Source organism: Streptomyces sp., assembly GCF_050698815.1.
GTDB lineage: Bacteria > Actinomycetota > Actinomycetes > Streptomycetales > Streptomycetaceae > Streptomyces.
Window position 1 is genome coordinate 1 of the sequence record NZ_JBOHCV010000121.1, and the last position, 10,734, is coordinate 10,734.

Consider the following 10,734-nt stretch of genomic DNA (forward strand, 5'->3'; position numbering starts at 1 on the left):
AGCGGTACGGGACGCCGGAGTACGGGCAGCTCGCCCCGGGGTGCGCGGAGGAGATCCGGCGGGGGGCCGAGGACGGCTCCGAAATGGGCGCCTTCCACGACCTCTACCAGCCCCAGCGCGCCGACAGCCTGCGCGCCCGGCTCGCCGAGTACGCCCCGGCCGGCACCGACGCCGGAGTGATCTTCGTGACCTGACACCGGCTGCTGCCACCGCCATCCACAGACTCGCTGATTCAAGAACATCCGAGGGGGACCACTTTCCATGCACGCAGACCTGTCCCGCGTCACCTTCCGGCCGGAACGGCACTACTCGGCCGTGCTCGCCCAGCAGGGCCGGGTCCAGCTCGACGCCGACGCCAACGAGCAGGCGGCGATCCAGCTGTACCAGGCCCGTACGATCGCCACCGATCTGATCGGCCGGCACGGCGGCCCCGCGGGCGCCACCGGCTTCCACATCCGCTTCCTCGGCGGCAACCGCGAACTGGACGACCTGTCCATCGGCGGCGGCCGCTACTACGTCGACGGCATCCTGTGCGACGCGTACCGGCCGCTGCCGGGAACGCCCGTCGAGGACGAGCACGCCGCAGAGGACGCGGACGAGGCGCACAAGCCGGGTGCCGGGGGCGAGCACGCCGCCGACCCGGACCCCACCTGGAGGTACTGGGACCAGCCCGACGGCTTCCGTGACCCGGAGCGGCCCGAGGACCGGCTGCCCAGCCGGTACCCCTTCCTCGCCTATCTGAAGGTGTGGGAACGCGCCGTCACGGCGGCCGAGGACCCGGCGCTTCGTGAGGTCGCGCTCGGCTCCGCCATGCCGGACACCGCCGCCCGTACCAAGGTGGTCTGGCAGGTGCTGCCGCTGGAGGGCTCGGCACTGGAACTCGAGAACGAGGACGAGCGGGACAAGGGCGTTCTGCGGGCCGCCTTCCGCAAGTGGGCGGACGCCCAGGCCTCGGCGGCGCGGCTGGCGGCGAGGAGCGAGCGGCCCGACCACGTCGACGACGACCCGTGCCTGGTCAGGCCGGACGCCCGCTACCGAGGCCCCGAGAACCAGCTGTACCGGGTGGAGATCCATGAGGGCGGCCCAGGGAAGGACGCGACCTTCAAGTGGTCGCGGGAGAACGGCGCGGTGACCTTCCCGGTGGACGCGCTCGACGGCACCTGGGTCGAGCTGGCCTCGCTCGGCAGCGACGACAAGCTCGACCTCGACGTCGGCGACCGGGTCGAGTTCGCGGACACGGCCTCCCTCAGCCGTGGCGAGCCGCTCCCCCTGCTGCGGGTGGAGGAGCTGGACCTGCCGGGCCGCCGGGTACGGCTGTCCGGCGAGCCGGAGCCCGGCGTCGGCCGGCGGCCGGAGCTGCACCCCTTCCTGCGCCGCTGGGACCACAAGGAGGGTTCGCGGCGCGCGAAGCAGGGCCCGTCGCCCAAGCTCAAGGGCGGCGCGGTCAGAGTCGAGGAGGGTCGCTGGCTGCCGCTGGAGGACGGCGTCGAGGTGTACTTCGCGGCCGACGGCCGCTACCGCTCCGGTGACCACTGGCTGATCCCCGCCCGTACGGTCACGGGCTCCGTCGAGTGGCCGGTGGACGCGGCGCGCAGGCCGCTGCTGCGGGGTCCGTCCGGGATCCAGGTGCACTACGCGCCGCTTGCCTGGGTCCTGGGCGAGGGTTCGCCCTCGGACCTGCGGCTCGCCTTCGGCCCGGCGGCGGGAGAGATCCCGGCCGCCGACGAGGAAGCGCTGGCCCTGGAGGCACAGGTCGAAGCCGAGGAGCGGGCCGCGGCGGCCAAGGCGGCCCAGCAGCCGGAACATCCCCAGCAGCCGCGGGATACGCAGGACTGACCCGACCGGCCGCACATCCGCACGTACGGAAGGAGCACACACATGGCCACACCACTGAGCGCCTCCCGGCTGGTCAAGGCGCTGCGCGACGAGGGCCTCGAGGTCCATGAGTACCGCAACTGGCGTGCGCACAACCGCAACCACAAGGGCCCGTGGGGTCCGATGAACGGCGTGATGATCCATCACACGGTCACCAAGGGCACCAGCGGCTCCGTGGAGCTGTGCTACGAGGGCCGTTCAGGGCTTCCGGGCCCGCTGTGCCACGGCGTCATCGACAAATCGGGCGCGGTCCACTTGGTGGGCAACGGCCGGTCCAACCACGCCGGGCTGGGCGACGGCGACGTGCTGCGGGCGGTCATCAACGAGTCCTCCTCGCTCCCGCCGGACAACGAGGCCGACACGGACGGCAACCGGCACTTCTACGGCTTCGAATGCGTCAACCTCGGGGACGGCAAGGACCCGTGGCCGGAGGCCCAGAAGGAGGCGATCGAGAAGGCGGCCGCCGCCATCTGCCGAGCACACGGCTGGAACCACCGGTCGGTGATCGGCCACCGGGAGTGGCAGCCCGGCAAGGTCGACCCGCGCGGCTTCTCGATGGGCACCATGCGCGACCGGATCGCGAAGCGGCTCGGAGAGAAGCCCGACGGCCCGTCCAAGCCGCCACCGGCCCCGCCCCGCCCCACGTACGAGCCCTTTCCGGGAGCCGCCTTCTTCAACAAGGACCGCAACAGCAAGATCATCACCGCGATGGGCAAACGGCTGGTGGCCGAGGGCTGCGGACGCTACAAGGAGGGCCCGGGACCCAACTGGACGGAGGCGGACCGGAAGTCCTACGCCGCCTGGCAGCGCAAGTGCGGCTACTCCGGCAAGGACGCGGACGGCGTCCCGGGCAGCACGAGCTGGAAGAAGCTGAGGGTCCCCAACGTGTAAGGGGAGCAGCGCGGGGGGTCAGGAGCCGGCAGGGTCCACCACGAATCGTGCCGGCTCCTCCAACACGGCCCGCGCTCCCGCCACATCGGAGAACCGCGCCGCCGGGGCATCGACGTGCAGCTGCGCCCATACGCACTTGCCCGGGCCATCGGAACGGGGCGCCATGCACCACTGGTCGGCGAGCTGGGAGACGAGGTACAGGCCCCGGCCCGATTCCGCGTCGGGCGGTGAGGGCACGTCGCGGGTTTCGGTCGAGGGACATCGTTCGGTGCGGGTGTCGGTGACCTCGACGCGGAGGGTCGTGGTGATGGCCGCTTCGGTGGCGCCGGCGAGGGCGCTGGTGAGCCGGAGGCGGAAGTCGCGACCGGGGACGTGACCGTGGCGCACGGCGTTCGCGCTCAGCTCGGCGGCGATGAGCGTCAGCGTCTCGTTCGGTGCGGAGTCATACGGGTAACCCCACTCGTCCAGCCGATGCGAGACCAGGCGCCGGGCGAGGTGAGCGCCGCGCGGCGTCGAGGTGAACTGCATAGCGAACTCGCGGTCAGGAGCAAGGCTTTGCCGGGCGAGCACGAATGGGTCAATAGCTTGATTCATGGTGAAGAACCTCCCCTCTGTGCATACCTTTGACCAGGAGGAACCCGCTGACGGGCACGGCTGTACGCCTCGTCGCCAGCGCTGTACGCGGACTTGTGCGTAACCCGTTCCGGGGTGGCGCACGTTGGCCACGCAAGTGTGGTGTGCGGGGCGGCAGGAGAGGGGCAGACGCATGGAGGAGCAACCGGAACCCGAGTCTGGGCCAGGGTCGGGCATCCTGCATGTCTTCGGGCGGCAGTTGAAGCTGTGCCGGAAGCGGGCGGGCCTGGAACGGCCGGAGTTGGGCGCACAGACGGGGTACTCGGCGTCGACCATCGCTTCGTTCGAGCAGGGCCGCCGGATTCCGCCACCGCGATTCATCGACAAGGCGGACGAGGTCCTCGACGCAGGCGGTGTACTCCAAGCCAGCAAAGACGAGGTGGCACGGGCCCAGTACCCGGCGTTCTTCCGCGACGCGGCACGGTTGGAGGCAGAAGCAGTTGAGCTACACCTGTACGCGGTTCAAGCCATCCCCGGCCTCCTGCAGACCGAGGTGTACACCCGTGCGTTGCTCAACATGCGGCGCCCGCTCCTGAGCGAGGAGACGATCGAGCAACGAGTCACGGCTCGCCTCGCACGGCAGGAGATCTTCAATCGTTGGCCAGCTCCGCTCATGGGCTTCGCTGTCGAGGAAGCGATTCTCCGTCGCCCCTTCGGCGGCAAGGCTGTCATGCGTGGCCAGTTGGAGCACTTGCTACTCATCGGTGACAGTCGCAACGTAGAAGTCCAGGTCATGCCGCTGGACCGGGAGGACAACGCCGGAGTCGACGGGCCCTTCACGTTGATCACGCGCAAGGGCGAGGAGCAGGTCGCATACTTGGAAGTACAGGGTCGCAGCATGCTGGTGACTGATCGAGAAGAGGTCCGAGCCGTCGCGGCGCGCTATGGGATCATCCGGGCGCAGGCTCTCACGCCACGGGAGCCACTCGCCTTCATCGAGAAGTTGCTGGGAGAACTATGAACATCGCAGGGACCAACACGGCGGTTGAGGAACTGGGCTGGTTCAAGAGCAGCTACAGCGGAGCCGAAGGCGGCGAATGCATTGAGGTCGCGCCCAGTTCCGGGATCGTCCATATCCGTGACTCGAAGACCAACGCGGGGCCGATACTGTCCGTGCCCTCAGCTGGTTGGGCTGCGTTCGTAGAGTTCGCCGCCCGAGGCTGACCGCGCATAGCGAACGGCGCCCGTCACCGGAAAATGATCCGGGGCGGGCGCTCTGTTGTACGCGCCTGTACACGAGGTAAGTTCGTCGTCTTGGCTCGCCCGCGCGTCCCTTCTCCGGGCGCCAGGCCGTCAGATCGTCTGCCGAGAGTCCGTGCTTGCCGGCTACAGGCCGATGGCACCCTTCGCCCACCTCGACCTTCCGGAGCCGGAGACTGTCGCCGAAAGGATGCGGAAGAGCGACTTCTGCCCGGAAGGCCTGGCCGCTCCCGAGGGCAAGGATCTCAACTACTGCGTCCATCTGTTCGCGCACGAGTTCACACCAGGCAGTACGCGCATATACGTCAGATCAACGATCGAACCAGGCGTGACACCACCCCCGAGCACCGACAAGAAGTAGGCGAGCGTGCCCTTGAGCCCCTGCCGCCTGGCCCGTCACTTCACATACTTGGACAGCTCGGAGACCGACATCGCTGAGCCGTCACGGTGAGTGTTTGAGCGCCCGGACAGTGGTGTCCGCATGGAGATTTGCCGTGCGGCTATCCAGGGCGGGCGCCGGTAGGATCACCTGCTCATGGGTACAGGTGCGGGAAGCGAGATGGTCACCATCCCGCCTGGACAGGTAACCCTGTCGGACCGGCGGACGGAACGCAGTTGGGCGGTCGAGCTCGGGCCCTACCGACTGGCGACGTTCCAGGTCTCCCAGTTGCTGTACGCACAGATCACCGAAGAGCGGCCGGGAACCCCTCAAGGGGGCCGCTTGCCCGTCGAGGGAGTTTCCTGGAGGGACGCGGTCCGGTTCTGCAACGCCCTGTCGCAGCGCGACGGGTTCGTACCCGCCTACCACTTCCATGCCGAGGGCGATGGCATCGAGTGGGATCCGTGCGCCGATGGGTACCGGCTGCCGACCGAGGCCGAGTGGGAACACGCCTGCCGTGCCGGGACGACCGGCGCGCGTTACGGGCCGCTTGACGAGATCGCCTGGTATCGCGGCAACTCGAGTGAACGAGTCCATGGTGTGGGCGGCAAGCGACCGAACCCATGGGGCCTGTACGACATGCTCGGCAACGTCTGGGAGTGGTGCTGGGACATCTACGACGCCGAGGTCTACGGCACCTACCGGGTGCTACGGGGCGGTGGCTGGTTCGACGAGCACTGGAGCTGCCGGGCCTCCGTGCGGCGCCGCAGCCACCCGACCTTCCAGGTCGACGACGTGGGCTTCCGCATCGCACGGTCCATCGGGGGTTGATCCTCACCGGCGTGATCGCCAGGAGCACGGCAGCGGGTGGTAGCCGAAGGCCGGCAGCCTCGCGAAGCGAACGAGCGAAAACGGGCCTATCCTCCCACATCCGGACTTGTCGCAGCCAACTTCTCACTCTGCGCCGTCATTTCGGGTGACTTGTTGCAGCAGAGGCGCAATACGCGGATATCCATTTCTCTATGAGCACTTTTCGCCTCGAGCGGCCAAACCGCCACACCATGGGCATCGCCTTGATCCTGGCGTTTCTGCCCCTACCGGTCGCTCTGGCCGCGGCCCTGTTCCAAGATTCGACACCGGCCTCCACCCTGCCTTCACCTCCGCCTGGAACGCCCGCTTCGCCCCCGGTGGAAATGGCCCGTAAGGAACTCGCGGCCCTCAAGGTCGAGGTCCCGCACTCGTTGGAGGGATACCGCAGGGACAAGTTCGAGCAGGCCGGTTACGAACGCCGGCCCGACATCCGGGACGTCGTCCTCCACCGCGACGGCACGGACGTGGGCCCGTCCACGCATCGCCAGAAGGACACAAGGGTCTGGTTCAGCCCCTACGACGAACGCATCATCACCGAGGCGTCGGAGGTCTACGTCGACCACCTGGTGCCCCTTGCCAACGCGTGGCACTCCGGAGCGCACAAGTGGGACGCCGCCCAACGCCACAAGTTCGCCAATGATCTGTCTACCAGCCAGCTCATCTCCGTCTCCACCGTCGCCAACAGCGCCAAGGGCGACCAGTCCCCGGACCAGTGGGTCCCCCCGAACACCGACTACCACTGCCCCTACGCCAAGGCTTGGACGCACGTGAAGTTCACGTACGGCCTCTCGGTCACCAAGGGCGAGAAAGCCGCCCTGAACAAGATGCTGAACACCTGCCGCTGAACAGGGTGAGCTTGGCCAGCGCGAAGGCCACCATCAGGGCGACCGTGGGTGATCGCGGCGGACAGCCGCCGGGCCCGGGTCCGGCCGTTGGCGACCGAGTTCCAGCGCGTGCTGCTCCCGGGAGCCCTCGGACTACTGACTTCCCCTGGTGCCCGCTGCTACGTTGAGCCTCATGTTCCTCCTCTTGGCATAGGCACGCCCAGGCCCGCGACCCGCACACAGCGCTCGCGGCACTTCGGCGTCCCTCCTTCCGCCTCGACCGAGGAACTTCCCATGTCTGCGCCTGCTCAAGGGCGGCCCTCGTATGCCGCCGTACTGCGCCTTCCGTACGCCCGACGCACCTTCGGTGCCGCCCTGCTCGGGCGGCTCTCGTACGGGATGGTCGCCCTCTCCGTGATGCTGGCGGTGACCCGGGCCACCGGCTCGTATGCCGTCGCCGGCACGATCATGGCGCTGTTCGGCGCCACCAGTGTCTTCCTGTCCCCGGTACGGGCGGCCCTCGTCGACCGCCACGGCCCACGCCCCGCGCTCCTGCCGATGGCCCTGCTCTACGCGGGCCTCCTGGGCGCCCTCGCGGCGGCCTCCTGGCGTCCCGGCGCCCCCGCCTTTCTGCTGGGCGCCATCGCCGCAGCCGCGGGCGCCGCGACACCTCCGCTCGGCCCCTCGATGCGGGCCATCTGGCGTGAACTCACCGATGACCAGCGGCTGTTGCAGCGCGCGTACAGCCTGGACGGCGTCGCAGAGGAGATGCTGCTCATCTCCGGTCCGCTGCTGGTCGGCGCGCTGGTGCAGATCGCGCCCCCGGCGGCCGGGGTCGTAGTGAGCGCGCTGCTCGTGGGGGTCGGGACCTTCGCATTCGTCATGTCGCCGGCCGTGCGGGACGTACGGCCGACTGCCGTTGCCAAGGCGGCGGCACGCTCCGAGGCGCGGCTGCAGGGGGCCCGGGCACTGCTGACGCCGGTCGTGGTGGCGGCCGGGGTCGGGCTGTCCCTGGGCGCCATGGACCTTCTGGTCCTCGCGTTCGCGACGGAGCGGCATCACGGTGACGACGTGGTCGCCTGGGTGCTCGCGGCTCTCTCGGCGGGCAGCGCGGTCGGCGGGCTCCTGAACGGTGCCGTCAGCTGGCGCACCGGGGCCCGGGTACGACTGCCGCTGCTGGCCGCCGGCCTCGGTCTCGCCCTGGCCGCCGCGGGGCTCGCGCCGGGCGTGGGGGCGCTGACCGTGGCGGTGGCGTGCGCGGGATTCTTTGTGGCTCCGGCGCTCACCACGGCGTATCTGCTGGCCGACGAGGTGGCACCGCCGGGGCGCCGCACCCAAGCGGGCGCCTGGGTCAACACGGCGGTGAACGCGGGGATTTCGGGCGGCACGGTGGCGGCCGGTCTGCTGGCGGCACGACTGCCGCTCGGGGTGTGCTTCGCGCTCGCGGGCGGCGTGACTCTGCTCGCGGCCCTGGCCTGCGCCGGGAGGAAGCCGAAAACAGCCGGCCTGCCCCTGGGTGAGGAATCCCCCGCGCCCTCCACCCTGGAACCGGCGCAGTCCACCAAGAGGTGAAGCCTGGTGGCCAGACGGGTGCTCTCAGCGCCAGTCGTCGAGCACATAGGCGTCGGGGTGGCTGTAACCGGGCTCGTTGGGCCGGTGCATCGTGACACCCTGCAACCCAGTGCGGAAACCACGGTCGATCATGCGCCGATAGGCATCCGGGCGGCCCAGGTTCATCCCGGCGTCCAGCTGACTCAGCCCGCGCTCGGCCGCCAGTCGCTCACATGCGTCGAGCAGTCGCTCGAAGCGGTCGGCGGCCTCCGGGCCAGGGCGTACGGTGCCGAATTTGACGAAGCACACGTCCTCGCCGGCCTCCGATCCGGCTCCGCAGTGGCAGACGGCCAGACCATCGAGATCGGAGCCGCCGCCCTGGAGCAGGATGGTGTCACCGAGCCCCTGGGTGTGCACGGCGACGATCTCGCGTTCCAGGTCCAGGCCCTCGTACACGGCCCCGGTCAGTGCGCGACAGGCACTGAGGCAGGCGGGCTGCTCGGCGGCAGGCAGCTCGCTGTACATCACCCGGCCGGGGACCGCGGAGCTGCCCGCGACGTGCTTCTTCATGATGGCCGTGAGGAATCGGGGCCAGAAACCGTACTTGCGGTAGAGCTCAAGGTGCTTGGGACTGTGCGAGAAGGTGAACAGGCCCAGGTGGCGGTTCCCCCAGGTGTCGAAGCAGTCCATGACCGGATCCATGAGGCGCCTGCCGACGCCCTGGTCCCACAGGTCCGGACGCACGGTCAACGGTCCGAAGTACCCGACGCTGCCCCAGTTGGCGGCGAAGTTCGATCCGGCCAGTTCACCCTCGATCGTCGCTGCGAAGGCCGCTTGCGGATCGGCCGCCCATCGTGTGCGGACGTAATCGGCGGTCCCGAAGAACGTCTTCGGCTCGGGGAGCCCGAGGAACGTCCCGAAGGCGACCCGGAAGATCTCATCGGCCTGATCCAGGTCCGCCTCGGCCAACGGGCGGACTGACACCAGGCCCGCGACGGTCTTCCGCTCCGCTGCCGGTGAGGTCATCGCTCTCTCCTTCTCGGACCCCCGTTCATCACACCACGAGCAGCACCGCATGGCCATGCGAAAGATCCGCCGACAGCGGAGGCCGGTGACCAGGCCCGATTGCCTTGCATCTCCGCCCGTGAGCGCGGCGCCCGGCAGGAGATGCCCTGGCGCCGGCTTCTACAGCATCTTGCGCATGCGGTTGATCTCGCTCGTCTGCTGTGCGACGACTTCGCCGGCCATCTCTTCGACGGTGACGTTGTTGCCTCCCGAAAGCACCTCCGACGCCATGGTGACCGCTCCCTGGTGGTGGGTGATCATGAGCTTGAGGAACTTCGTGTCGAAGGGCCGGTTCCGCGCCTCCTTCAACTCCTCGAGCTGCGCTTCGGTGGCCATTCCCGGCATCGGGCCGCTGTGCCCGGCGTGCCCCTTCGGCACATCGTTCGACTTCAGCCAGCCCTCCATGGCCTGGATCTCGGGACCCTGCGCCGCTGCGATCCGGGCGGCGATACTGCGTACGGGCCGTGACGTGGCGTGCTTCTTCGCGAGATCGGTCATCACGAGTGCCTGCCGGTGATGGTGAATCATCCCTTGCACGTACTCGGTATCCGCCGAGTTGGGGCTGTCGTCGCTGAGTGCCTTCTTCGCCTCCTTCGCCGACAGCGTCTCGGCGGCCTCGCCCGGCTTCCCCGGCGCCACCACCGACGGCCCGTCGTCGGCCTTGGCGGCGGGATCAGGGGCCGACTGGCATCCACCGAGGGCCAGTGCGGCAACAGCCAGTACCGATGCGGCGATCGGTCGGCGGACGCTCGAACTCGTACGGCGGTGAAGCACTGCGAACCTCCTGGAAGGCGGGACAGTCGAGGACTGTCTTGCACGCCGGTGCCAACCGGCGATCGAGACCGCCCTAATAGTCGTTCACCTCTGTTGATATGTACATGAGAGGGGTGATACTTCCTGGGTCCGAAAACCCGTTCAACTCCGAACGGACATCAGGGAGGACTCAGTGACGTCACTGCACAACCCCCGCAGACGACGCAGACGGATCAGCGTGGTGGCCGCACTCGGCCTGCTCGCCTCGATCCTGGCCGCGGGCCCCGCGACCGCCACACCCGACCCGGGTGACGCGCCGACCGAGAAGCGCGTGAGCGAGCGTCAGGCCGCCGAAACCCGGGCCGACATCAAGAGCGGTGAGATACCCGGCGTGGACGAGGTCGTCCACAGCGACAACGTGACCCACGTCGCCAACGTCCCCTTGGATGTCCTCAAGGACAGCAACTCGGACCTGGCGTTCCAGGGCGACTATGCGTACGCCGGCAACTACGACGGCTTCCGGATCTTCGACATCAGCAACCCCAAGGACCCCAAGAGCGTGAGCCAGGTGCTCTGCCCCGGCGCGCAGAACGACATCTCGGTCTCCGGGGACCTGCTCTTCCTGTCCACCGACTCCTCCCGGAACGACGACTCCTGCAACAGCACCACACAGCCCGCGAGTGAGAAGTCCTC

At 68.9% G+C, this 10,734-nt stretch carries 12 protein-coding genes and 1 pseudogene; 10 read left to right on the plus strand and 3 right to left on the minus strand.

Annotation, left to right across the window (positions count from 1 at the left end; translation table 11 throughout):
- From ACRDP3_RS04775 to ACRDP3_RS04785, 3 genes are all read left to right on the plus strand, one after another.
- A partial coding sequence (locus tag ACRDP3_RS04775) for a hypothetical protein (protein ID WP_431515543.1) occupies positions 1-194 on the plus strand: 194 nt, incomplete at its 5' end.
- Positions 195-261: 67 nt separating this feature from the next.
- On the plus strand, positions 262-1,836 hold the full coding sequence (locus ACRDP3_RS04780; RefSeq protein ID WP_431515544.1) for a DUF6519 domain-containing protein: 1,575 nt from the start codon (positions 262-264) through the stop codon (positions 1,834-1,836).
- A 42-nt stretch (positions 1,837-1,878) separates the two neighbouring features.
- Positions 1,879-2,766, plus strand: a complete 888-nt coding sequence (locus ACRDP3_RS04785) for a peptidoglycan-binding protein (protein WP_431515545.1) — start codon at positions 1,879-1,881, stop codon at positions 2,764-2,766.
- Between the two features lie 18 nt (positions 2,767-2,784).
- Here the strand turns inward: ACRDP3_RS04785 and ACRDP3_RS04790 are convergent, their stop codons facing one another.
- Positions 2,785-3,360 carry an ATP-binding protein gene (locus ACRDP3_RS04790; RefSeq protein ID WP_431515546.1) on the minus strand — a complete coding sequence of 192 codons (576 nt, stop codon included), beginning with the start codon at positions 3,358-3,360 and terminating at the stop codon, positions 2,785-2,787.
- Between the two features lie 172 nt (positions 3,361-3,532).
- On the opposite strand from ACRDP3_RS04790, the gene ACRDP3_RS04795 reads away from it, so the two are divergent.
- From ACRDP3_RS04795 to ACRDP3_RS04820, 6 genes are all read left to right on the plus strand, one after another.
- Entirely contained in the window at positions 3,533-4,360 is an 828-nt protein-coding gene (locus tag ACRDP3_RS04795) for a helix-turn-helix domain-containing protein (protein WP_431515547.1), read from the plus strand.
- On the plus strand, positions 4,357-4,563 hold the full coding sequence (locus ACRDP3_RS04800) for a DUF397 domain-containing protein (RefSeq protein WP_431515548.1): 207 nt from the start codon (positions 4,357-4,359) through the stop codon (positions 4,561-4,563). The genes ACRDP3_RS04795 and ACRDP3_RS04800 overlap by 4 nt, the downstream gene beginning before the upstream one ends.
- Before the next feature lie 172 nt (positions 4,564-4,735).
- Positions 4,736-4,960 carry a hypothetical protein gene (locus ACRDP3_RS04805; protein ID WP_431515549.1) on the plus strand — a complete coding sequence of 75 codons (225 nt, stop codon included), beginning with the start codon at positions 4,736-4,738 and terminating at the stop codon, positions 4,958-4,960.
- 174 nt (positions 4,961-5,134) lie between these two features.
- Positions 5,135-5,809, plus strand: a complete 675-nt coding sequence (locus ACRDP3_RS04810) for a formylglycine-generating enzyme family protein (protein WP_431515550.1) — start codon at positions 5,135-5,137, stop codon at positions 5,807-5,809.
- A gap of 362 nt (positions 5,810-6,171) precedes the next feature.
- Positions 6,172-6,693, plus strand: a complete 522-nt coding sequence (locus ACRDP3_RS04815) for an HNH endonuclease family protein (RefSeq protein ID WP_431515551.1) — start codon at positions 6,172-6,174, stop codon at positions 6,691-6,693.
- A 273-nt stretch (positions 6,694-6,966) separates the two neighbouring features.
- A complete protein-coding gene (locus ACRDP3_RS04820; protein ID WP_431515552.1) occupies positions 6,967-8,244 on the plus strand; it encodes an MFS transporter in 1,278 nt (425 codons plus the stop codon).
- Between the two features lie 24 nt (positions 8,245-8,268).
- Here the strand turns inward: ACRDP3_RS04820 and ACRDP3_RS04825 are convergent, their stop codons facing one another.
- Together ACRDP3_RS04825 and ACRDP3_RS04830 are read right to left on the minus strand one after the other, a co-directional pair.
- Positions 8,269-9,249: a GNAT family N-acetyltransferase gene (locus ACRDP3_RS04825; RefSeq protein WP_431515553.1), complete on the minus strand. Its 981-nt coding sequence runs from the start codon at positions 9,247-9,249 to the stop codon at positions 8,269-8,271.
- A gap of 159 nt (positions 9,250-9,408) precedes the next feature.
- A complete protein-coding gene (locus ACRDP3_RS04830) occupies positions 9,409-10,062 on the minus strand; it encodes a DUF305 domain-containing protein (protein WP_431515554.1) in 654 nt (217 codons plus the stop codon).
- 172 nt (positions 10,063-10,234) lie between these two features.
- On the opposite strand from ACRDP3_RS04830, the pseudogene ACRDP3_RS04835 reads away from it, so the two are divergent.
- Positions 10,235-10,734: pseudogene (locus ACRDP3_RS04835) on the plus strand (hypothetical protein); the annotation flags it as partial.

Excerpts from the sequence above, each read along its gene's own strand:
- ACRDP3_RS04810 (WP_431515550.1), top strand. The coding sequence starts at position 5,135 with ATGGGTACAGGTGCGGGAAGCGAGATGGTCACCATCCCGCCTGGACAG.
- ACRDP3_RS04785 (WP_431515545.1), top strand. The coding sequence starts at position 1,879 with ATGGCCACACCACTGAGCGCCTCCCGGCTGGTCAAGGCGCTGCGCGAC.
- ACRDP3_RS04825 (WP_431515553.1), bottom strand. The coding sequence starts at position 9,249 with ATGACCTCACCGGCAGCGGAGCGGAAGACCGTCGCGGGCCTGGTGTCA.
- ACRDP3_RS04795 (WP_431515547.1), top strand. The coding sequence starts at position 3,533 with ATGGAGGAGCAACCGGAACCCGAGTCTGGGCCAGGGTCGGGCATCCTG.
- ACRDP3_RS04805 (WP_431515549.1), top strand. The coding sequence starts at position 4,736 with ATGGCACCCTTCGCCCACCTCGACCTTCCGGAGCCGGAGACTGTCGCC.
- ACRDP3_RS04790 (WP_431515546.1), bottom strand. The coding sequence starts at position 3,360 with ATGAATCAAGCTATTGACCCATTCGTGCTCGCCCGGCAAAGCCTTGCT.
- ACRDP3_RS04780 (WP_431515544.1), top strand. The coding sequence starts at position 262 with ATGCACGCAGACCTGTCCCGCGTCACCTTCCGGCCGGAACGGCACTAC.
- ACRDP3_RS04820 (WP_431515552.1), top strand. The coding sequence starts at position 6,967 with ATGTCTGCGCCTGCTCAAGGGCGGCCCTCGTATGCCGCCGTACTGCGC.
- ACRDP3_RS04815 (WP_431515551.1), top strand. The coding sequence starts at position 6,172 with ATGGCCCGTAAGGAACTCGCGGCCCTCAAGGTCGAGGTCCCGCACTCG.
- ACRDP3_RS04800 (WP_431515548.1), top strand. The coding sequence starts at position 4,357 with ATGAACATCGCAGGGACCAACACGGCGGTTGAGGAACTGGGCTGGTTC.